Annotated in this window: 21 protein-coding genes and 1 pseudogene; 20 read left to right on the forward strand and 2 right to left on the reverse strand. The window is 42.8% G+C overall.

Features of this window, described 5'->3' with window-relative positions:
• Positions 1-197 precede the first annotated feature (197 nt).
• A complete protein-coding gene (locus WA1_RS47020) occupies positions 198-971 on the reverse strand; it encodes a GntR family transcriptional regulator (protein ID WP_017745024.1) in 774 nt (257 codons plus the stop codon).
• Between the two features lie 642 nt (positions 972-1,613).
• Positions 1,614-2,144 carry a hypothetical protein gene (locus WA1_RS47025; protein ID WP_017745025.1) on the reverse strand — a complete coding sequence of 177 codons (531 nt, stop codon included), beginning with the start codon at positions 2,142-2,144 and terminating at the stop codon, positions 1,614-1,616.
• A gap of 530 nt (positions 2,145-2,674) precedes the next feature.
• Between WA1_RS47025 and phnD the strand changes: the two genes are divergently transcribed.
• The 20 genes and pseudogenes from phnD (at position 2,675) to dxr (ending at position 22,725) form a co-directional block, all read left to right on the forward strand.
• Positions 2,675-3,634: a phosphonate ABC transporter substrate-binding protein gene (gene phnD / locus WA1_RS47030; protein WP_017745026.1), complete on the forward strand. Its 960-nt coding sequence runs from the start codon at positions 2,675-2,677 to the stop codon at positions 3,632-3,634.
• Positions 3,635-3,810: 176 nt separating this feature from the next.
• Positions 3,811-4,602, forward strand: coding sequence for a phosphonate ABC transporter ATP-binding protein (gene phnC / locus WA1_RS47035; RefSeq protein WP_017745027.1), 792 nt, complete (start codon positions 3,811-3,813; stop codon positions 4,600-4,602).
• The gene (phnE, locus tag WA1_RS47040) at positions 4,562-5,365 is read left to right on the forward strand and encodes a phosphonate ABC transporter, permease protein PhnE (protein WP_017745028.1); all 804 of its coding nucleotides are present in this window, start codon (positions 4,562-4,564) and stop codon (positions 5,363-5,365) included. The genes phnC and phnE (WA1_RS47040) overlap by 41 nt, the downstream gene beginning before the upstream one ends.
• 2 nt (positions 5,366-5,367) lie before the next feature.
• A complete protein-coding gene (gene phnE / locus WA1_RS47045) occupies positions 5,368-6,162 on the forward strand; it encodes a phosphonate ABC transporter, permease protein PhnE (protein ID WP_017745029.1) in 795 nt (264 codons plus the stop codon).
• Positions 6,159-6,626 (forward strand): phosphonate C-P lyase system protein PhnG, encoded by a 468-nt coding sequence (gene phnG / locus WA1_RS47050; protein WP_017745030.1) that lies wholly within the window; start codon positions 6,159-6,161, stop codon positions 6,624-6,626. The genes phnE (WA1_RS47045) and phnG overlap by 4 nt, the downstream gene beginning before the upstream one ends.
• Positions 6,610-7,182, forward strand: a complete 573-nt coding sequence (gene phnH / locus WA1_RS47055) for a phosphonate C-P lyase system protein PhnH (RefSeq protein WP_201789177.1) — start codon at positions 6,610-6,612, stop codon at positions 7,180-7,182. Before phnG ends, phnH begins: the two co-directional genes overlap by 17 nt.
• 195 nt (positions 7,183-7,377) lie before the next feature.
• Positions 7,378-8,475 carry a carbon-phosphorus lyase complex subunit PhnI gene (locus tag WA1_RS47060; RefSeq protein WP_017745032.1) on the forward strand — a complete coding sequence of 366 codons (1,098 nt, stop codon included), beginning with the start codon at positions 7,378-7,380 and terminating at the stop codon, positions 8,473-8,475.
• Positions 8,472-9,413, forward strand: coding sequence for an alpha-D-ribose 1-methylphosphonate 5-phosphate C-P-lyase PhnJ (locus WA1_RS47065; protein WP_017745033.1), 942 nt, complete (start codon positions 8,472-8,474; stop codon positions 9,411-9,413). Before WA1_RS47060 ends, WA1_RS47065 begins: the two co-directional genes overlap by 4 nt.
• A 9-nt stretch (positions 9,414-9,422) precedes the next feature.
• A complete protein-coding gene (locus WA1_RS47070) occupies positions 9,423-10,256 on the forward strand; it encodes an ATP-binding cassette domain-containing protein (protein ID WP_017745034.1) in 834 nt (277 codons plus the stop codon).
• 12 nt (positions 10,257-10,268) lie between these two features.
• Positions 10,269-10,964, forward strand: a complete 696-nt coding sequence (gene phnL, locus WA1_RS47075) for a phosphonate C-P lyase system protein PhnL (RefSeq protein WP_017745035.1) — start codon at positions 10,269-10,271, stop codon at positions 10,962-10,964.
• An 880-nt stretch (positions 10,965-11,844) separates the two neighbouring features.
• On the forward strand, positions 11,845-13,905 hold the full coding sequence (dxs, locus tag WA1_RS47080; protein ID WP_017745036.1) for a 1-deoxy-D-xylulose-5-phosphate synthase: 2,061 nt from the start codon (positions 11,845-11,847) through the stop codon (positions 13,903-13,905).
• A gap of 271 nt (positions 13,906-14,176) precedes the next feature.
• Complete coding sequence (locus WA1_RS47085) at positions 14,177-15,169, forward strand: terpene synthase family protein (RefSeq protein WP_017745037.1); 993 nt, start codon at positions 14,177-14,179, stop codon at positions 15,167-15,169.
• A gap of 26 nt (positions 15,170-15,195) precedes the next feature.
• Complete coding sequence (locus WA1_RS47090) at positions 15,196-16,593, forward strand: cytochrome P450 (protein ID WP_033335687.1); 1,398 nt, start codon at positions 15,196-15,198, stop codon at positions 16,591-16,593.
• 658 nt (positions 16,594-17,251) lie between these two features.
• Positions 17,252-17,449 (forward strand): hypothetical protein, encoded by a 198-nt coding sequence (locus WA1_RS56265; protein WP_017745039.1) that lies wholly within the window; start codon positions 17,252-17,254, stop codon positions 17,447-17,449.
• Positions 17,413-17,598 (forward strand): fatty acid desaturase, encoded by a 186-nt coding sequence (locus WA1_RS61040; RefSeq protein WP_419183636.1) that lies wholly within the window; start codon positions 17,413-17,415, stop codon positions 17,596-17,598. The genes WA1_RS56265 and WA1_RS61040 overlap by 37 nt, the downstream gene beginning before the upstream one ends.
• 192 nt (positions 17,599-17,790) lie before the next feature.
• Positions 17,791-17,994, forward strand: a complete 204-nt coding sequence (locus WA1_RS47100; RefSeq protein WP_017745040.1) for a hypothetical protein — start codon at positions 17,791-17,793, stop codon at positions 17,992-17,994.
• A gap of 58 nt (positions 17,995-18,052) precedes the next feature.
• Positions 18,053-19,048 (forward strand): geranylgeranyl diphosphate synthase CrtE, encoded by a 996-nt coding sequence (crtE, locus tag WA1_RS47105; protein ID WP_017745041.1) that lies wholly within the window; start codon positions 18,053-18,055, stop codon positions 19,046-19,048.
• Between the two features lie 255 nt (positions 19,049-19,303).
• Positions 19,304-20,029: pseudogene (gene cmk, locus WA1_RS47110) on the forward strand ((d)CMP kinase); the annotation flags it as partial.
• 44 nt (positions 20,030-20,073) lie between these two features.
• Complete coding sequence (gene ispG, locus WA1_RS47115) at positions 20,074-21,300, forward strand: (E)-4-hydroxy-3-methylbut-2-enyl-diphosphate synthase (protein WP_017745043.1); 1,227 nt, start codon at positions 20,074-20,076, stop codon at positions 21,298-21,300.
• Positions 21,301-21,537: 237 nt separating this feature from the next.
• The gene (gene dxr / locus WA1_RS47120) at positions 21,538-22,725 is read left to right on the forward strand and encodes a 1-deoxy-D-xylulose-5-phosphate reductoisomerase (protein WP_017745044.1); all 1,188 of its coding nucleotides are present in this window, start codon (positions 21,538-21,540) and stop codon (positions 22,723-22,725) included.
• Position 22,726: the final 1 nt, after the last annotated feature.

Genomic DNA, 22,726 nt, shown 5'->3' on the forward strand with positions numbered 1-22,726 from the left:
CTCACACCTTAACAAACTAAAGCTGTAAATTTTTCAACAGGTTTAGTTCTTAATTTATAGGGTGTGTGTTAAGTCTTTAGAAGCCGTTTTATAAAGAACTACTTATGAGCACTTTCATACAAGTCATATGACTTGTATATTTATTCTAGTATCTGATTGACTGGACAAAATACGATATCACACAACATCTTGATTGTTCAGTAAGAAATACCTAGGGAAAAGCGATCGCCACGAAAACGACTGACTGTATACTCGAACAATTGATTGTGTTGGTCACAAACTTGGCTTTTTGTTGTCAGTATTGGTGAACCAGGAGAAATCTTTAGCAGTTTTGCTTCTTCTTTATAGGCTGCTTCCGTTTCTACCTGAGTACGAATACGACGCGGATGAGTGCCATAATGATTTCGCAGTAAGCTGTACAAAGAGTGGGATTTGTATATGAGTATAGGTAGATTGGGAAATTTTTCCAAAAGTAAATAGGAATCACTAATACACAATGGCAACATCTCCGGTACAGCAGGCTCGGTATTTGTATTCTCTGTCATTGTCGGTGATGCTGCACGCAGAACTTTAACTCGAAACACAGAAGTTCCTATTTGAGTCTCTAGTAAATTAGCAAGTTGTTCACCAGCAGTTAGAACTTTACTACTTACAATTCGGATGCAGGGAAGATAGCCTAAGTTAAACAAAGCTTGAGTAAAATTAGTATTTAAGTTCAGACAATAATCAATTTTTTCTTCTTTTACAAAAGCACCGCGCCCTTGTATTCTATACACTAAATCTTTCTCTACTAGAGTTGTGATTGCCATCCGTGCAGTCAATCGATGGACACCATATTGGGCTGCTAGTTCATTCTCCGAAGGTATGCGATCGCCCGGACAATAAACCCCACTCTCTATATCTGCAATTAGTTTCTGGGCTATTTGGTTATAGAGAGAATTCCCTTTTTCCTGTTGCTTTGTAGGCTTCATAAATCAACTTACTCCGCTTCAATAATCAAACTGTTGCTTGTAACCTCTAGTTGAATAATCTGATTTCACCTCCTAAACTTTAACTAATTAAAAGTAACACTAGCAAAGTCAGTATGTCTTTGACTACACTGTGAAAGTAGCAAACTACAGAGCCATACATTATTTCAAGAACTTGAGTTAATCAGGTAATTCCTTGGTTATTCAAAAGAATAACAGATGGTTCCCTGTCATCAGATCTATGAGCAAATATCTTTTTAAGACAGATATTAAATCACAAAGCTGATTTTTGACAATAAATTAAATCTTTATTTATATAAAAATTCTAAAATTTTTATCAATTTAGGATTTGGTATTTTATTGTTTAAAACAATTGCCAATATATTTAAAATTAAATTATGTATTTAAGATTTCTTAGTTAATTAAAGGTTAAATTATAGTTAATAAGTAATTGAATTTTAGAAAAGTCTATCTTTCCCCAGACGCGATCGCTCATTCTGTAAACAAACGCCCGTCCCGCCCACTATACCAATTGCAGTATATGTAACACGGTACGAGCGCTGATTTTTCGGTAAGGGTTAGGAAAAATTTCCCCTAGTGGTCTACCACATTAATTTTTATGGGTAAACTAATTCTTACGATAATCTACTTAGCGTTGACTCGCTGTCCTGTGAAAGTAAACGTCCCTACAACTGGAGCATCAGTTTCTAGAGGATTTGCCTTTAAATCGTAAAAACGAAGCGTGATGTCCCCTTGCAATGCTTTAGTTTGAGGATTGAAAGTCACGCGATAATTTTGTCGAGCAATGCTGGCGGAACCAGAACTTCCTGGATAACTGAAATTAAGTGTCGTTGCAGTAATCTCTTGCTTGTCAGTATATTTCCAACTACCTTGTGAATCGCTGAAAGGATTGAATTGACCTGGAACACCCCCTTGGTTGGAGTCAACAACAAAGAAGTTACCATCTTGTGTAAACGTGATAATTGAGCGGGATGCAAATTCACCACTAGATGTGGATACAGTTATCAGATATGTACCAGCGAACTTGCGGGAATTAGCCTGGTAAGTATGGGTATCAACCTGTTCAGCCGCTACTTGATGTAGGCTCAAGGCAGGAACGCTGAATGTTGATATGGCACAAACTGCAAACAGTGCAAAAGTTTTACACGTTTTCATCACAAATCCTCCAATAAACTTTGTATTCTCTTTTACGCAAATGTTGCTTTTACTATGTAGAGTATCTAAAGAAGAGGCAGCTTTTGTTTAAAGTTTTTATGAAGTTTTCACCTAAATGAACCACGGATGTAGGGGCGCAATGCCTTGCGCCCCTACATTTGCGATCTATTAACCTGAAAATGGCTGTAAGAGGCAATGTGCAATTTGTATGTATATACTACCCCTATGCTACAGGGGTCTATTGCAACCCAAATACGGCGTATTTTTTCGTTCGCGTAAGGCAACCTATACAAGTCGAGTTACTTGTATAGGTTGCCTCATAAGTAACTTTTAATATAACAGCTCCTTTGGATTTAAAAAAGAAAGCGTAGATTGTCATTAAGATGAATCGAGGTTAAGAGTTCTCAAGGATTCCAACCTGATAAGGCAACTAACCTCATAAGCTAAAAACTTCTAACTATAACCATTTTAGCTAGATAATCTTATACTTCGATATCACTCATTCTTAATTTGAGGAGGAGTTTTGCGCTATGTCTCACCAAAAGTTTTTTACTGCGATCGCTCTTAGCGCAAGCCGTACCCGGCTTATCGCATCTGTGGTCTCTATTATAGCAGTTAGCAGCCAAGTCAACCCTCAAGGAATCAATACTTTACTACAGGGACAATTTAACCTACCAGTCGCTTCAGCTCAAAACCGTCCAATTGTCATGGGATTAATTCCTGCGGAAAATAACCAAGAAATGACCCAGAAATTTGAGCCGATGCGGGCTTACCTAGAAAAGAAACTCGGTCGCCCTGTCAAAGTTTTCACAGCAACTGATTATGCTGGCGTGATTGAAGCCATGAGAAGAGATCGAGTAGACATTGCTTGGTTTGGTCCTCTCTCTTACGTGCTTGCTGAGCAAGAAGCAGGAGCAGAAGCCTTTGCTGTAGGCGTTCGTAAAAATGGGCAATCCACATATCGCAGTATCTTTGTTGTTCCCGGTGACTCTCCTGTCAAATCTTTGCAAGATTTAAAAGGTAAGAATGTTGCTTTTGTCGATCCCGCTTCTACTTCTGGAGCACTTGTACCCAGTTTTATCGTCAAGAAAACTACAGGTAAACTACCTCAAGAATTTTTCGGTAAGCTGACTTACGCTGGTTCTCATGATGCAGCCGAACTAGCAGTGAAAAACAAGACAGTAGATGCAGCAGCTGACAATGACATTACCTACGAAAAGATGCTTTCTCAAGGTTTAATTACCAAACAAAGCAATCGAGTTCTACTGACTTCTGACCCCCTACCTGGTTCTCCCCTCACTTACCGGAACGATTTGGATGCAGCTATCAAACAAAAAGTTCGGGACGCTATTTTAAACGCCCACAAAGAAATCAAGGTAACAGGTTACGGAGATCTTCTGCGTTACGATGCAGTAACTCCGCCTAAATATCAGTCAATTCGGGATATGGTCAAGCAGTTAGGACTCAGACGCGAACAGATGCTCAAGTAGTTAGTTGTTAGTTGTTAGTTGTTAGTTGTTAGTTGTTAGTTGTTAATAGGGTTCTAGCAATTAACTACTACCAACAACTAACCAGTGACCAGTGACCAGTGACCAGTGACCAATCTACTAACCACTAACAACCAACCACTAACAACCAACCACTAACAACCAACCACTAACCAATTATGTGTTTGATACAACTCAATCAAGTCAGCAAACGCTACGAAAATGGATTTCAAGCTCTACATGCCACAACTCTGACAATCAATCCGGGCGAATTCACAGTCATTCTTGGACCTTCAGGTGCTGGTAAGTCTACTCTTTTGCGTTTAATCAATGGCTTAGAAACTCTTAGCAGTGGTGAAATTTTTATTGCCAATCGTCAACTGACGAAAGAAAATCGCCGCCGCCTCCGTGCTAAGGTTGGTATGGTCTTCCAACACTTTAATCTGGTAAGCCGTTTAAATGTAATGACGAACGTTCTTACCGGAAGGTTATATCACCGTTCTTGGTGGGAAAGCCTTTTGTATCTCTTTCCCAAAAAAGATTATGAACTCGCTCACTGGGCGTTAACACGGGTGAATTTGACAGATAAAGCTTGGAACCGCGCCAGCAAACTATCTGGAGGTCAGCAACAACGGGTGGCGATCGCTCGTGTTCTAGCGCAGCAACCTGAAGTTATCCTAGCAGACGAACCCGTTGCCAGTCTTGACCCCGTCACGACTGAAGAAATCATGCACTTGTTGAGAGAAATTTGCAAAAGTGATGGCGTGACTGTGGTGGCTAGTTTGCACCAAGTTGGGTTAGCAATACAGTTTGCTGAACGCATTATTGGTATCAATAGCGGTCAAGTCGTTTTTGATGGTACAGCCTGTGAACTCTTTCACAAACAAGAAATTCTCGAAACTATTTATCGTCGTGCGGATGGAAGCTTAGATGAGAAGTTTAACATGGAAATGGCATTGGCCAAGTCGTGATGGTTTGCCTCCACTTGCACTGATTGCTTTGCTATTAACAATCTTGCTTGCTCTTGGCAGTACTGCTGCATTAGTGGAAGTGGATTTAGTTCGTATCATTCAATCGACAGGAAGACTGTTTGAGTTTGCAAGACAGTTATTTGCTCTTCCCAACTGGGATTATCTCCCAACTCTTGGGGTAAAAATGTTGGAAACCATAGAAATTGCTTTTCTAAGTACAACTTTTGCCCTTCTTCTCAGCCTACCTCTTGGGGTACTTGCTGCTCGCAACAGTACTCCCCATCCTATTGTTTACCACTTTAGCCGCAACCTTCTTTCGATAATGCGTGCTTTACCAGAAGTTGTATGGGCGCTCGTATTCGTTTCTGCAGTAGGCTTAGGTGCTTTACCAGGCGTGATGGCGCTCAGTTTTGTAACCACTGGCTTTATGGCAAAGTTTTTTGCTGAAAGTATAGAGGTGGTAGATAGTAAAGCAGTTGAGGGAATTACCGCCACAGGTGCTAGTTGGTTGCAATTGATAAACTTCGCAATGCTTCCTCAAGCATTTCCAGATATCATTGGTACAGTTCTCTACATTCTCGATCACAATCTTCGAACAGCAACGATTGTTGGTTTGGTAGGTGCTGGTGGAATCGGTTATGAACTTGTGACATCTATTCGCTTGTTTAACTACAGTCAACTCATGATGATTGTGCTGGCGATTTATTTAGCTGTCACAGTACTGGATAGAGTATCTAACCAATTACGTTCGCGGGTGATTTAAAGATGTTACTGAATCAGTCTCAACTCCCTACACTTCCTAAAAAACCTGCCAATTTAGTTCCTTTCTGGTTAGGGCTGTTTTTAATTCTTGTCGGATTAGTCATTTTCCACCTTGAAATTTCATTTGAAACTTTATTTTGGAGTTTCGGTGATATTATCGAGTACTTAGGAAGGTACAGTACACCAAACTTTAGTGACATTGGCAAGTATCTAGGATTGATGGGACAAACATTGGCAATAGCACTTTGGGGAACAGTTTTAGCCTTTATTATCAGCTTTTTCCTAACCCCATTTGCAGCTAAAAATATTTCCCCACATCGTGTTCTTTATAGAATTGTACGCGAGTTACTCATCTTTTTACTAGCATTGCCCGATCTCGTTTTAGCACTCATCTTTGTAGCTGCTTTAGGGCTTGGTCCCTTACCTGGAGTGTTAGCCTTAGGTTTTCATACAGCAGGGTTTTTGTCTAAGTTCTTTTCAGAGAGTATGGAACGAGTTGAACCGGGAATTTATGAAGCAGTTAATGCAACCGGCGCTAACTTTCTCCAACTTGTGATGTTTGCTGCTTGGCCTTCCATTGTTCAAGAGGTCATTGGTTATACACTCTATATTTTCGATCGCAATGTCAGAGTTGCAACTGTATTAGGATTAGTAGGAGCCGGAGGTATTGGTTTGGAGTTAAACGCCAATTTGCGCTTCTTTCAATATGACCAAGCTGCAGCAATTATTGCAATTATTCTCATCTCTATCATCATTATTGATTACATTTCTGGTTTCCTCAGGAAAAAACTCTCATGAGAATTCCTTCACGCTGTCTCTGGGTAAGAGCTTTAACTGCTCATTCATCTCATAAACTACAATCTCTAGCAGAAGATTTAATTGCCCAATGGGAAGTCAATTATAAATCTTTACCACAAACTGGTCTCAGCTTGCTACAAATGGAAGATGGTGTGTTTCACGAACCATACTATTTAGGAGAAATTCCTGTAGCCAATGCATGGATAGAACTCACCAACTCAAGCAATGAAAGTTTTGAAGGCGCAGCTTGGGTTATGAATGATTCTGCTGAATTAGCTGTTGCTTTAGCAGTATGTGATGCAGTGTTAGCTCACCAACTACCAGGATGGCAAAAAGTGGCCGATTTAATAGACAAAGGAATGGAAAAACGCGCTTTAGAAGAAGCTCAACGGAGTACAATTTTAGTAAAAACAAAAGTTAATTTTTCCTTGTTAAGTCAGGAAGACGATGATGATAAACATTGATATTGTTTGGTCACCAGAAACCCAACAAAAGATTTTTCGTAATTTATTAAATTGCATGAGTCTACCAGGAGAAATTGCCGATATCAGCCAACATTTAGGTAAGTCTTCAGCCCTAGTAGGACTACTAGCAACACTGCTGGATAGAAGCGTAACTTGGAGTGACGAAGAAGAATTGGTCAAAAAAAGCGATCGCAATCTTCTTCAAGCACCTACCACCTCTAGTGAAACAGCAAAATTTGTTATTAGAGATGCTAAAAATCCTCCTGAAAAACATTTCTGTCCCAACTTAGGAGAATTAGCCAACCCAGAAAAAGGAGCAACCCTAATACTTCAGGGAACAGCACTAAGTGAAGGAAATACAACACTACAGTTATCAGGCGCGGGTATACCAACAACCCGCCTCTTGCATCTCAATGGATTTCATCCTCAATGGTTCAGACAGCGTCAGAACTGGGTAGAAAACTTTCCTTTAGGAATAGACGTATTTTTAGTCGATTCTACACAAGTGACAGCAATACCAAGAACAACTCATATCCAAATTCCAAACGCACCCTAAAAGCGAGAGCACGCGAACAATCAGCCACTACTCCATTCGGTTCTATAAAATTACCGATCTTCTTCTCCTCTTTCTTCGTGTCCTTTGCGTCTTTGCGGTTCATTTAAATAAGTAATCTTGGGGCGGGAAAAAAGTAAGTATCCTGCATTCTTTTATCAGCGTCCATCAGCGTTCATCTGCGGTTCAAAAACAACTATGGGTTACGTTGCAATCAAAGGCGGCGAATCTGCTATCGAAGAAGCCATTAAACTACTAGACTTCTTAAGAACACAAGATAGCACTGAATCTCCCCTATCTCTAGAAACAATTCGCCATCAACTACACTTTTTACACAGCCGTGTTTTATCAGAAGGAGGCTTGTATCACCCAGAATTAACTTCACTAGCCATCAAGCAAAGTGCTGGTGATACCCTCGAAGCCGCCTTCTACTTAAGAGCTTATCGTTCCACCCGTCCCAGAGTAGGGGAAACCCCTCTCCACAACGGCAAAAATATGCGTCTTATCCGTCGCATTTCCGCCGCATTTAAAGATATTCCCGGTGGACAGATGTTAGGACCAACATCAGACTACTTACAGCGTCTGTTTCGATTTGAACTGCTTGATGAATCACCAAAACAGTTTCGTAAAGTAGCTAAAAATTGGCTGAAAGACATACCAGAGGAAACCCTACCAACAACATTTCCCAAAGTGTTAGATACTTTACGTCAGGAAGGGCTGTTATCACCAATTACAGAACGTCACGAACCACCATTTGACATCACCAGAGAACCCTTAATTTTCCCAGTTCCACGTTCTGCAGCACTATCTACAATGGCAAGAGCGGAAACTGGTTCCATTTTATCCATCGCATATTCCAATATGCGTGGCTACGGCGATATTCACCCCACCGTCGCTGAGTTGCGAGTTGGTTACCTACCAGTTGAATTACCGCATCCCGCTACAGGTGAATTGATGGAAGCTGGAGAAGTGCTTATAACAGAGTGTGAAGTCGTTGCTATGTACGAGGCAAATGATAACAAAGGTAAACCAACCTTTGGATTGGGATACGGTGCTTGTTTTGGACATAACGAAGTCAAAGCGATCGCTATGGCGATTTTAGACCGAGCTTTGCAAAAAGGCATGAGCCAAGGTCCTGATAATCCCTCCGAAGACCCCGAATTTGTTCTTCTTCATATCGATGGCATTGAGTCAATGGGTTTTGCTTCCCACTACAAAATGCCCCACTATGTTACCTTCCAATCTGATTTAGATAGGCTCCGTACCACTCAGAAAAACCATAAACCCGAGTCATGAAAACACGAACGCAATCTTTAATAAACGAAAAAATAGAAACCAAAGAAAGCATATTTGCAGAAGCAAAAAACGAGACTTCTACAATTCAAAATAATGCCTATCGCTATCAATTTGGTTTTTTAGATGAAGACGCTAAAAAAGAGATTCGCCGCGCTCTCCTTAAAGCTGTGGCTATTCCAGGTTATCAGGTGCCTTATGCTTCCCGTGAGATGCCAATTGCAAGGGGTTTTGGCACTGGTGGATTGCAAATTACTCTCTCTCTCATTGGTGTTGATGATACCCTTAAAGTCATAGATCAAGGTAGCGATGATTCTGTGAATGCTATTAACATTCGTGAATTTATTTCCAAAACAAGTCCGGGAATAAAACTTACCAAGCATACGGAAGAAGCTACTTTAATTCAAAGCCGCCATCGCATACCTGAAATTCCCCTAAAGCAGGGGCAAATTTTAGTTCTTCAAGTTCCTTATCCTGACCCTTTGGTTGTTGTTGAGGCTAGCGAAGAAAAGCGCAAAACCATGCATGGTGAAGGAGATTACTCACGTTTGTGGGTCAAGTTATATGAAGATATGGTTAAATTTTCTGAAATTACTATCTCTCATCGCTATCCTACCCGTATCAATGGATTTTATACAATTGACCCCTCACCCATACCTCGTTTTGATGTTCCAAAATTACATCAATCTGAATGCTTAAATCTCTTTGGTGCGGGAAGAGAAAAGAAAATTTATGCTGTACCACCCTATACAAAAGCTGAACCTCTTTCCTTTAAAGATATTCCTTTCCGAGTTGAAGATTTTACCGATGAAAAAGGTCAGCGCCGTGCTTGTGCTCGATGTGGTTCCATCACTAGTTTTCTAGATGAATTGCTCAACAGTCAGGGCGAAAAAGTTTACCAATGTTCTGATAGCGACTATTGCGATCGCAACTTGCTTTAAAGGAGAGAGATGGTGAATAAAGTTTTACAAATTCGAGGATTAACGAAAATCTATGGTTCGGGTTGTTCTGAATGTTCCACCTTAACTGGACCCGAAACTAATACTAATATTTGTCCTCAGTGTGGAAGTATTGTTGCGGCTCAAGATGTTTCTTTTGATTTATATCAAGGAGAAATTCTTGGCATCATGGGGGAGTCAGGAAGTGGCAAATCGACGCTTGTCAAAATGTTGTATTTTGACCAAAAACCCACTCAAGGCAATGCTAAATTTTTCGATAAAGGGAAGACTTATGATTTATTTGCCCTAAATCCCGCTCAAGCTCGATGGTTGAAAAATCATAAGTTTGGTATGGTTTATCAAAACCCTCACTTAGGTTTAAATTTTCGAGTCACAGCAGGAGGAAACATCGCCGAACGACTGTTGATGAGCGATTTATTGGATTATGGAGAAATACGCGATCGCTCCAAAAACCTTCTAGCTCGCACTGAATTTCTAGTTAAGCGCATTGATGAATTACCCAAAAACTTTTCTGGAGGAATGCAACAGCGAGTCCAAATTGCTCGTGCTTTAGCCACCGAACCACCACTTTTATTTCTTGATGAAGTCACAACCGGATTAGATTTATCCGTTCAAGCAAAAATTCTCGATTTAATTCTAGAACTTCAGCAACAGTTAAAAGTCGCCATGATTGTTGTGACTCACGATTTGGGTGTCATTCGACTTTTAGCATCACGCACCATAGTTATGAAATATGGTCGAGTTGTTGAATCAGGTTTAACCGATCAAATTCTCGAAGATCCACAACATTCTTATACCCAGCAATTAGTTGCTTCTGCTTTGTAGTAAGAAAAACTTATGTCATTCAATATTATTTTACGTACAGAAGGGTTGGGTAAACGCTTTATTCTCCACGAACAAGGAAAAGAAATTCCTTCTGCTCAAAATGTTTCTTTAGAAGTTCAAGCAGGAAAACTGACAGCATTAACAGGAACTTCTGGTGCTGGAAAATCTAGCCTCCTTAAGTGTATTTACCGAACTTATTTACCTAGTGAAGGAGCCATTTACTATCGTACAGACGAGGGGGAATGGATAGATTTAGTACAGGCTAGCGAATATCAAATTTTAGAGTTGCGACGTTCTGAAATTAGCTTTGTTACTCAATTTCTTCACTGCTTACCCCGACAATCTACTATAGATGTTGTTGCTAAACCATTGTTTGATTTAGGTATAGAACGTAATGAAGCTAGAGAGAAAGCGAAAGAATTATTAAAACAAATTCATCTTCCAGAGAGGCTTTGGGAAATTTCGCCCTCTACTTTTTCTGGAGGAGAGAAACAACGGGTTAATTTAGCGCGTGCGATGATTCTTCGCCCCCGCTTGTTATTGTTAGATGAACCAACTGCTAGTCTCGATTCTACTTCAGTAGCACGAGTGATTGAGATGATTCGCCAGATGAAAAAAGCTGGGGCTGGTATTTTGGCAATTTTTCACAACCAAGAGCTAATTCAAGAACTCGCTGATGTTGAAATTACTCTCGTTTCTGCAGCTTAAGCATTATAAATGATTCTCAATACTGCAAGGGATACGATAATTAAGGTCTCAGAACCCCTGGAGATGTCAGAACCCCTTTAGGTGTCAGAACCCCGGTTTCTCGAAGAAACCGGGGTTCTAAATTTCTGGCTTACCCTCTTGCTTCGCGCTCTTTGCGTCTTTGCGGTTTTTTCACTCTTAAAAAAACCACAAAGACGCAAAGAGCACAGAAGAAGAGAAAGAGAACTATAGGACTCCTATTTGATTTTTGAACAATTACTGAGCTTCAGAAACCCGGTATCTCCCAGATACCGGGTTTCTTGATTTCACGATTTCGTAGGATTTGTAGAGACTAAGCATGGCTAGTCTTTACGCATATGAGATCTCAAGCTTTGCAACTTAGAAAAACCGATTTTTTGTAATTTTTGTTCCGGCGCTCTAGACAAGTAGCGTTAGTTGTATAGATATTTTCATAACGGATATTTAATAAAATTGTTTCTTGGGATTTAATAAACTCTCTCTAAAGTTAAAAGTGAACGAATCAAGGGTTAGAGATTTTGCCTCTGACTTTTCAAACATAAGGAGAACAATTTCTCTATGCACTGATTGGGGCTTAGAAACAAGTTTGAGCTTAAAGAGTTAAATAGCATCATTCCTGTTGCAAAAAATGAGGCGATCGCGTAAGTTTTGCTCGTGGTAAAAACATTGACTCCTTCTGTGCAGAATCTGCCTTAGCAATGTGATTTTTGAGCGGCAAAACAACGCAACAATGTGACCCATCCATACAAACCGGACTTAGAACTAGGCTAGAGAAAAAAGCGATCGCCCATTTCAACCTCACCCTTATCCCCGTGAAAAGAGATTACTGAATTGTCAGTGTCAACAAATCGGAGAAAACACGATGACAACAAAAAGCATCACTGACATAATTCATCAGCAAGAAGGTATGTACGTTACGAAAGGTTTTGAAATTGGCACATTGAATCAAGAAGAAACCCTTGAGGAATTTAAGAATAACGCAGAAAATTGCCAATTTCTTCCAACAGATAATTTGAGTGAACTCATTCATCCAAACCAGTTGCATGGGTTGTCAATTCATCAACTGGAACAAATTGCCCATCAGATTCGAGAAAAGCATTTGCAAACAGTTGCTACCACAGGAGGTCACCTTGGTCCTGGCTTGGGGGTAGTGGAACTGACTCTCGCCCTTTACCAAACCCTCGACCTCGATCGCGATAAAGTTGTTTGGGATGTCGGTCACCAAGCCTATCCCCACAAAATGCTCACAGGTCGTTACAACAGCTTCCACACCCTGCGACAAAAGGATGGGATCGCTGGTTATCTCAAGCGCTGTGAAAGCAAGTTTGACCATTTTGGTGCGGGTCATGCTTCCACTAGCATTTCAGCTGCTTTGGGTATGGCTGTGGCGCGGGATCTTAAAGGCGAAAACTTCAAAACAGTAGCAGTGATTGGCGATGGTGCTTTGACAGGTGGTATGGCACTAGAAGCGATTAACCATGCTGGTCATTTGCCCAAAACTAACCTGTTAGTCGTGCTGAACGACAACGAGATGTCCATCTCAGCTAACGTTGGTGCGCTTTCTCGTTACCTCAATAAGATCCGCCTCAGCTCGCCAGTGCAGTTTCTCAAAGATAACCTGAAGGAACAGCTGAGAAATATTCCCTTGGTCGGAGAGTCTCTCACACCTGAAATGGAACGGCTACAGGAAGGGATCAAGCGTCTAGCAGTACCCAAAGTAGGTGCTGTGTTTGAAGAACTTGGTTTTACCTACATAGGACCAGTAGATGGTCATAACCTAGAGGAACTGATTGCGACATTCCAACAAGCTCATACAATACAGGGACCAGTGCTGGTGCATGTGGCAACGGTAAAAGGGAAAGGTTACGCGATCGCAGAACAAGACAAAGTTGGTTACCACGCTCAATCCTCATTCAACCTCATTACAGGCAAAGCCATTCCCTCCAGCAAACCCAAACCCCCCAGCTACTCCAAAGTCTTCGCCGAAACCCTGATTAAACTAGCTCAGAATAACCCCAAAATTGTTGCTATTACTGCTGCCATGTCCACCGGTACAGGGTTGGACAAATTCCAAGCCAAACTGCCCCAGCAATATATTGATGTTGGCATTGCAGAACAGCACGCTGTTACCCTTGCAGCTGGTATGGCAACTGAAGGAATGCGCCCCGTTGCAGCGATTTATTCTACCTTCTTGCAACGGGCTTTTGACCAAATCATTCATGATGTCTGTATCCAAAATCTACCTGTCTTCTTCTGTTTAGATAGAGCTGGTATTGTTGGTGCCGATGGTCCCACACATCAAGGGATGTACGACATCGCCTACCTGCGCTGCATTCCTAATATGGTGCTGATGGCTCCCAAAGATGAGGCAGAATTACAACAGATGCTTGTGACGGGCGTCAACTACACCGAAGGTCCTATTGCCATGCGCTATCCACGTGGCAACGGCTACGGTATACCCTTAATGGAGGAAGGCTGGGAAACTTTGCCCATTGGCAAAGGTGAAATTCTTCGACATGGTGGCGATGTCCTGATGGTGGCATTTGGCTCAATGGTTTACCCAGCCATGCAGGCGGCACAAATTTTGAGCGATGGTGGAATTGAAGCAACCGTAGTCAATGCCCGCTTTGCAAAACCCATTGATCCTGATTTGATTGCGCCGCTTGCCCAGCAAATTGGTGGAGTTGTCACCCTGGAAGAAGGTTGTTTAATGGGGGGCTTTGGCTCTGCAGTCGCAGAAACTTTGCTCGATTGTGGTGTGGTGGTGCCAGTAAAGCGAATGGGAGTGCCTGACCAGTTAGTCGAGCATGCGACTCCAGCAGAATCAATGGCAGCACTGGGCTTAACTCCTCCTCAAATTGCAGAGCGAATCCGTATCGAGATTCACCAACACATATCGGAGTTGCAACTAGCGCTTTCTTAAGTCAAAAGTCTCGATGCTATTAGTCTATCATAACTGCGAAATCTTTGCACAGGAAGCTATTTTGCATTTTGCTTGCATATCTTTTCAGTAGGGAGCTTAATTCTTCTTTTTCTCCCTGTACCGAGAGCGACATAAATATGCAAATTACAGCCTGGGTGGTGCTGAGTTAAAAATCCTGAGTCCTGAGTAAAACTTCACCTAGCTTGCTTTGCGCGTAGCGTTATGAATTTAGGTACTTATAACCTCATATTTGAGTAAGGAGTCGATGTATATGTCAATGCTTTTTATACCCTGGCTTTACGTTCCTTTTCCAGAGGAGATTAATGAAAACGCTGAGGCTGTTGAAGAACGCACTCTTGAGTGGGCGTTTAAATTTAAGTTCATCAAAGGAAACCAGCACTACCACCATTTCCGAGCGGCAAAGTATGGTCAACTCGTCGATCGCGCCTGTCCCAAAGCCACTATTGAAAATTCAGTGATCCTTTCTGACTTGATGACCTTTTTCTTCCTGCTGGACGATCAGTTTGATGACCAGCATAACCAAGCTAAGGTTGGCAGTAACCCTGATAAGTTAAGGGTTGTTTTCAGCCAATTGCTGGATGTGATGAAGCAGCCCAGTTTGTATGCTACTGACGCCAATCCATCTTTAGCAGGTTTAAGTGATATTTGGCAGCGCATCTACCAAAGAGCTTCTTCCGATTTGGTAGAGCGCCTTCTTAATGATTTCCAGGACTACTTCGAGACCAATATTTGGCAAGCAGAGAACCGGGCTAGAAATATTATCCCCAATTTGGACACCTATATCAAAACGCGCCGCATAACCTGCGGTTTTCCTTGGTGTTTAACTCTCGGCGAAATTGTCCAAGAGATTAATTTGCCCTCCGAAGTACACGAGTACGATGAGGTGCAAACTCTATTCCGTCTGGCTGACCATGTATGCGGCTGGCTCAACGATATTGTATCGCTGGAAGTCGAGTTAAAGTGTGGGGAGATCCATAATTTGGTGCTGGTACTACAGCAGGAGTACCAACTCACCCTTCAAGAGGCAGTCAACCGTGCAGCCGAAATGTGGACTGCCGAATTACAAGCTTTCATGACTCTCGAACAGCAGCTACCATCCTTTGGGACAGCTGTAGACATCGAACTAGGTCGCTACATAGCCTCAATGCGCTATTGGATGCGTGCCACAGAACATTGGCAATATCAATCTGAGCGCTATCGGACTATTGTACCGACGAAATCTTTGCAGCCAGTATCAGCTTAATGAAATTAGGAAGAGGAGATACCCAGATGAAACAGCCCAATGGTTCCAAGAGTCCCCCTTTGGTGCAGATGCTCCAGTGGGTTGCTGACCCTATCGGTTATATGAAAGCTGCAAACCAACGTTATGGTGACATCTTCACTGCACAGGTTGGTTGGGGTGTGAGTCCCAATGTGTTCGTTAGCAATCCCCAAGCGATTCAGCAGATTTTTACCAGCGAGTCAAAACACTTTTCCCCCTTTGACAAGTCGCTCGACAACTTTGTTAAACCGTACTTCGGGGAAAACTCATTAGTGAGGGTGGAGGGCGCTCAGCATCGGCGTCAGCGCCAACTGTTGATGCCTCCCTTTCATGGAGAACGGATGCGAGCCTACGGAGCGCAAATCTGTAGCATCACCGAGGAAGTGATGAGCCGATTGTCTCAAAGCAAACCCTTCAAGGCTCGCGACGTGATGCGGGATATTTCCCTAGAGCTGACTTTTCAAATTGTCTTTGGCTTGCAGAAGGGAGAGCGCAACGAACAGCTTAAGCAACGGCTTGTTGCGTGGCTCAATATTTTTGGTTCTCCCGCAGGTACTCTATTGCTGGTTTTACCCTTCCTGCAAAAGGATTTAGGCGCTTGGAGTCCTTGGGGACGCTTCCAGAACCTGAAGAAAGAACTGAGCGAACTGCTCTACGCTGAAATTCGAGAACGCCGCCAGCAATACGACCCCTCTCGCACCGACATCCTGACGTTGCTGCTCTCGGCGAAGGACGAAGCAGGTGAAGGAATGAGCGATGAGGAGATATACGATGATTTGATCACACTCTTGAATGCAGGACATGACACGACAGCATCGGCAATGTCTTGGTTACTGTACTGGGTTCACCGCCAGCCAGAAATCCGCAATAAACTACTTGAGGAACTCGATACTCTAGGTGACTCCCCAGACCCAATGGACATTTCCCGACTGCCATACCTGAGTGCGGTCTGCTCTGAAAACTTGCGGATTTGCCCAGTTCTTTCGCTAAATTTCCCTCATGTGGTGAGAGAGCCAGTTGAGCTGATGGGCTACCAGTTGGAACCCGGTACGAAGGTCATCTCCTGTATTTATTTAACGCACCATCGCCCAGATATATATCCAGAACCCGATCGGTTTAAGCCAGAGCGCTTTTTAGAGCGGCAATTTTCTTCCTATGAGTATTTGCCTTTTGGCGGTGGTAGCCGTCGCTGTCTTGGAGCAGCGCTGGCTGTTTTTGAAATGAAGCTAGTATTGGCAACAATCCTGTCGCGCTATCAACTGGCGCTGTCTGACAGCCGTCCTGTGCGACCGCAGTTACGATTCGGTTCGACACTCGTGCCTGCTGGTGGAGTGAATATGGTGTTCGAGGGTGAGCGTCGGCGTCAAAAGCGACACCTCCCAGAGCTACAGCTTGCTAAGCATTGATTTAACACCAATTACGCCTAACCCGATCTGAAGTGCGATCGCGTACAGGGCTGGAACTTTTGAGTTTAATCTAACAAATTCAGAAGTTTATAGCTAGGTTGCGATGACGCAAAGCGCCCGCTTTCTTGCGATCGCATCTTCTCTGACTGATGTGAACCATTGGTAAAAAAAGAAACCATTGACAAAAAAACAGGAAACTATGAAAAGCATTCTTGAGAACGGCAAACAGCTAACTCATACTAAACCAGAAACACAAGTCGATAAAAATAAGGTTGAGATTTAGTGGTACAAACACGACTGTTATTTCTTAACCCTCTTCTGTCAGCCTCCGAAAACTTTTGCCATTTCTGAATTCTATAGCTTTTGTATAGCAAGCGATCGCCAGATTATTTCCTAATAACAAATACAAGACCTATTTTTTTCTAATAGGAAAACGTGTATTGAGCGGCTGATAAAGCTTTCAGAGATTGACTGTACGGAAAGTGACAGAAGAGGGTTAACCAGACCTCTCGCCAAGATTTCAACAGTTCTAAAACAGACTCTCCACGCAAGGGCAACCAAGATTGATTTCACACCAATTGCGGCTGACGACAAGGTTTTCAGAATTTATCAGCAGTTTCCCATAAAGTCAACCAAATAAAATGAAGAAAAAATAGCCATGATTACACTAGATAATCAAGATATTGACTGCGGCGATCGCCATGCCAGTCTCGGCGGCTACGTTCTCGATCGTAGCAGCATTAAAGAGCAAGTTAGACAATTATCAAAAATCAACAATCTAAAAGCGGCATGGACAATTGTCCAACCTGGTGGGAAAGAATGTGTCTTTCTCCACTCAATAGCAATTTTCATTTAGCTCACCATCTATTTCCTGCTGTGCCTCTTTACAATTTACCAAAACTGCACCATCTATTGATGAGCGATCGCGTCTACCGGACAAAGGCAAAAATTTATCCGAATTACTTGAGCCTTAAAAATGGTGTGCTTGCTGATTTAGTTCTTTAAGAAGCGTCATACCTGTCGATGATTAATTAAGAAGGATGGGGAAGAAAATTACTATTACATGAAGGCAGAAGTACGTAGGCAGATGGCAGAAGGCGCAAAAGCCTTTAAAATAAGCTTTTTGTTTATGACAAATGGTTGCCTTATTTACGCCGACTTGTACTATGTACAGAAAATGGAAATTATCGAGTTCTGGTGCCGGTTGAAGGGTTGTTTAGTAAAGCTCTAGTTTATTATTGGGATATTTCCGTAGTTTGTGAAGTAACACCAGAGCAGTTTGACGCAATAACATCGGGACGGCAACAGTGGAGCGAAGTTTACTTGAACTATCCAGGAATCAAACCAATGACAGACAAAGTGAAAATTTGCTCTAAAGCAGGCGATCGCGTTTTCTATTGAATTTTATGAACCACTCTTTTAGCAGAGTTACAGAAAATAGTAGCGGAGAAAAACTAAAATGGAACTCACAACACAGCAGATTACTCCTACTCATAACTCTCAAACAAATATTCGCTCAAAATTTCCATATACAACAAATGAAAATCTTCAAACAGCTTTTGTTGAAGTCGATTTCAATCTAAATGCCTATCTAGTTGAGCGGCGAACCCAAGTTGAAGCAGCTTTGGATCGTTCCATACAAGTCATCTATCCAGAAAAAATCTATGAGTCCATGCGTTATTCGTTAATGGCTGGTGGTAAACGCTTGCGCCCAATTCTTTGTATAGCAGCTTGCGAACTTGCAGGAGGCTCTATAGAAATGGCTATGCCTACCGCCTGTGCTTTAGAGATGATTCATACCATGTCTCTCATTCACGATGACCTGCCTGCAATGGATAATGATGACTATCGGCGAGGTAAACTAACTAACCACAAAGTCTACGGTGAAGATATTGCAATTTTGGCAGGAGATGGGCTTTTAGCTTATGCCTTTGAGTTTATTGCTGTCCAAACAAAGAACGTTCTTTGTGAGCGGATACTGAAAGTGATTGCCTCTTTAGCACATGCAGTCGCAGCCTCTGGGTTAGTTGGTGGACAAGTACTTGACTTAGAATCTGAGGGGAATGAAAACATCTCTTTAGAAACGCTCAACTTTATTCATACCCACAAAACTGGCGCTCTCTTGGAAGCTTCTGTTCTCTCTGGTGCAATCTTAGCAGGTGCTCCAGAAACCACCTTACAGCGATTGACTCGTTATGCCCAAAATATTGGTCTAGCATTTCAAATTGTAGATGATGTTCTGGATATCACTGCCACCCAAGAAACTCTCGGCAAAACAGCAGGTAAGGATCTCCAAGCAGGGAAAGTCACTTACCCTAGTTTTTATGGCATCGAAGAATCTAAGCACCAAGCTCAACAACTAGTTGATGAAGCAAAGGCTGAGTTAATGGCTTTTGGAGAAAAAGCTTTACCTCTGATTGGAATAGCTGATTATATCACATATCGGGCTTACTAAGTAAGTCGGTAAGAAAAAAGGTGACTGGTAATGGTCGTCATTAGTCATTAGTCATTGGTCATTGGTGAGAGTTTCAGATGCATTTAAATTTTGTAATGTATTTCTGTTTATTCCCGCCCACTTACTTACTACCAATTTGAAAAAAGAAGGCGACGCATACTTAGGTGAAAGCCAGTCTAGATAGGACTTTCACAATCTAAAATCCAAAATCTAAAATCCAAAATCCAAAATCCAAAATCTAAAATCCAAAATCCAAATATGAGCCTGCACAGCCGTAAACCCATTGTGACGATTGACGGTCCTGCGGGTGTTGGCAAGTCAACAGTGACTCGCCAAGTTGCCCAAACCTTGGGACTTCTGTATCTTGATACGGGTGCGATGTACCGGGCGTTCACTTGGCTCGTGTTACATAAAGGAATTGCTACGGATGATGAAAAAGCGATCGCCACCTTGGTCGAACAGTGCCAAATTCAACTAACAACCAGTAACAATCCCCAATTCCCAACTCTAGTTTGGATTGATAACCATGATGTCACTCCAGTGATTCGCACTCCAGCAGTTACGGCTTACGTTGCTACGATAGCCGCTCAACCTGCAGTTCGGTGTGCTCTTGTCAACCAACAACGGCGTTACGGACTCAACGGTGGTCTCATTGCAGAAGGACGCGACCTTGGTACTCACGTGTTTCCAGATGCAGAAGTCAAAATTTTCCTCACAGCTTCAATTCAAGAACGAGCGCGACGACGGCTGCGAGAATTACAAGAGCAGGGACTCGAAAGGTTGAGTCTAGAAGAGTTAGAGCAAGCAATTATTGAGCGGGATTGGATGGATATTAGCCGTGCGATCGCTCCACTTCGTCCAGCAAAAGATGCAATTGTGCTTTGCACCGATGGATTGAGTGTTGCTGAAGTAACAGAACAAGTCGTGGATTTGTATCAACACAGAACAAATTCCTTTCCCGCCCGAAGACTACTTATTTAAATGAACCGCAAAGACGCAAAGAGCGCGAAGAAAGAGGAAAAGAAATGCAAACTCTCCCAACTTCAGTCACTTTCACAACCCCTGAGCCTCAACTTTCTACTGAGACGAGCATCCAACGTCGCAAGACCCGTCCTGTCAACGTCGGAAACGTCACAATTGGTGGTGGCTATCCTGTAGTCGTGCAGTCCATGATTAACGAAGACACCCTAGATGTAGACGGTTCAGTGGCTGCAATTCGTCGTCTCCATGAAATTGGCTGCGAGATTGTGCGTGTCACAGTACCCAGTTTAGCTCATGCTTATGCGCTGGCAGAAATCAAGCAGAAGCTCGTTGAAACCTACCAGCCTGTGCCTTTGGTGGCTGATGTACATCATAATGGCATGAAAATTGCTTTAGAAGTGGCAAAGCATGTTGATAAGGTGCGGATTAATCCTGGTCTGTACGTGTTTGAAAAGCCCAAGTCAAATCGCACTGAGTATACCCAAGCTGAATTTGACGAGATTGGTGATAAAATCTATGAAACGCTCGAACCGTTAGTCGTGTCTTTGCGCGACCGGGGTAAGGCTATGCGGATTGGGGTCAATCACGGGTCTTTGGCAGAGCGTATGCTCTTTACTTATGGCGATACCCCAGAAGGCATGGTCGAATCTGCCCTAGAGTTTATTCGTATTTGTGAATCATTCAACTTTCGCAACCTGGTCATCTCTCTGAAAGCCTCGCGGGTACCAGTGATGCTAGCTGCTTATCGTCTGATGGCACAACGAATGGATGAGTTGGGTATGGACTATGCCTTGCATTTGGGCGTGACAGAAGCAGGCGACGGTGAGTATGGTCGCATCAAGTCCACTGCTGGGATTGCGACTCTCTTGGCTGAAGGAATTGGCGATACCATCCGAGTGTCCCTGACAGAAGCCCCGGAAAAAGAAATTCCCGCCTGCTACAGCATTCTGCAAGCTTTAGGTTTGCGGAAAACGATGGTAGAGTACGTTGCTTGTCCCTCCTGTGGACGCACTTTATTTAACCTAGAGGAAGTATTGCATCAAGTTCGGGAAGCAACAAAACACCTAACAGGTCTAGACATTGCTGTGATGGGTTGTATTGTCAATGGTCCGGGAGAAATGGCAGATGCAGACTACGGCTATGTAGGTAAACAACCTGGTTACATTTCCCTGTACCGTGGGCGAGAAGAAATCAAAAAAGTTCCAGAGTCTCAAGGAGTTGAAGAACTCATTAATTTGATTAAAGCAGACGGTCGTTGGGTCGAGCCTTGAGGCAAAGAAATGTACCATTTTGGATTTTAGATTTTGGATTTTGGATTGAGAAAGTCATATATAGACTGGATTCGAGTCAACTATCTGTCACATTCTTTGTTCAAATTGGTATAAGTTATCCTAAATCCGAAATTAAAGTGTAGGGGCACAAGGCATTGCGCCCCTACCATGGGATGATTTTTTAATTGAAGTCCCTGCGATCCTTCAATTGACTGTTGTATTCACAATCCTACTATCATGAAAGCAATATCTATTCTTGGCTCAACAGGCTCTATTGGTACTCAAACACTGGATATTGTCACCCAATACCCAGACCAATTTCAAGTTGTGGGATTGGCAGCTCGCTCCAATGTGGTTTTGCTTGCTCAACAGATTCGCGAGTTCCAACCTGCGATCGCAGCCATTGGCGAAGTACAGAAGTTGCCAGAGTTACAAGCAGCGATCGCCGACCTTGACCCCCAACCAATTCTGCTAGGGGGTGAAGTTGGAGTGATTGAAGTTGCTCGCTATGGTGATGCTGAAGTTGTCGTCACCGGCATTATGGGTTGTGCAGGTCTATTACCTACAATTGCAGCAATTCAGGCAGGCAAAGACATTGCTTTGGCAAACAAGGAAACCCTAATTGCTGGGGGACCAGTTGTTTTGCCACTTGTACAAGAGTACGGCGTGAAGCTATTGCCAGCCGACTCAGAGCATTCAGCAATTTTTCAGTGTTTGCAGGGAGTACCAAATAAGGGACTGCGGAGGATTTTACTAACTGCTTCAGGTGGAGCATTCCGGGATTGGGCTGTAGAGAAGTTATCAGAAGTTACTGTGAAAGATGCGTTAAAACATCCTAACTGGTCAATGGGTCGCAAAATTACGGTTGATTCCGCTACTCTTATGAATAAAGGGTTGGAGGTGATCGAGGCTCACTGGCTCTTTGGCGTTGATTATGACCAGATCGAAATTGTTATCCATCCCCAGAGCATTATTCATTCTTTGATCGAGCTGCAAGACACTTCGGTGCTGGCGCAATTGGGTTGGCCCGATATGCGCCTGCCTTTACTCTATGCTCTATCCTGGCCAGAGCGAATTTATACCGATTGGCAGCCGTTGGATCTGGTAAAGGTAGGAGAACTGACCTTTCGTACCCCAGACCACCAAAAGTATCCCTGTATGCAACTCGCTTATACTGCGGGGCGAATTGGGGGTTGTATGCCAGCAGTCCTTAATGCTGCTAATGAGCAAGCTGTGGCTCTCTTTCTAGAAGAAAGAATTCAGTTTCTAGATATTCCGCGTTTAATTGAACGGGCTTGCGATCGCTACCTGACCCACAACCACTCTACTCCAACTCTTGAAGACATCATTGCAGCAGACCAATGGGCAAGACAAGAAGTTGCGATCGCCAGCCAAAGCTTGGGATCTGTATTGCAAAAACTTTAAT

Source organism: Scytonema hofmannii PCC 7110 (assembly GCF_000346485.2).
In the GTDB taxonomy this organism is placed as follows: domain Bacteria; phylum Cyanobacteriota; class Cyanobacteriia; order Cyanobacteriales; family Nostocaceae; genus Scytonema; species Scytonema hofmannii.